The 277-nt window shown below is 35.7% G+C and carries 1 pseudogene; it reads left to right on the plus strand.

Annotated features, from left to right (window positions below):
• Window positions 1-54: 54 nt before the first annotated feature.
• A pseudogene (locus tag ETC27_RS17935) lies at window positions 55-277 on the plus strand (A/G-specific adenine glycosylase); the annotation flags it as partial.

Raw genomic sequence — 277 nt, forward strand, 5'->3', positions numbered from 1 at the left:
TCTTTAAGAGCTTACTATTTGACTTTGTTTTATATAAATTTAATAATAGAGCTTATGAATAAAACCGAAATAGAAAAGTTCCAGCAGGATTTATTAGGATGGTACAATATTCACAAAAAGCCTTTGCCGTGGCGTAAAAATACAGAGGCTTATTCTGTTTGGATTTCTGAAATCATGTCTCAACAAACACAGGTTGAAACAGTAATGCCCTATTATCTGCGCTTCATGGAGAAGTATCCTCAGATTGAGGATTTGGCAGCCGCAGATGATGATGAGC

It is taken from the genome of Onishia niordana, assembly GCF_004798965.1.
Taxonomy (GTDB): Bacteria; Pseudomonadota; Gammaproteobacteria; order Pseudomonadales; family Halomonadaceae; genus Onishia; species Onishia niordana.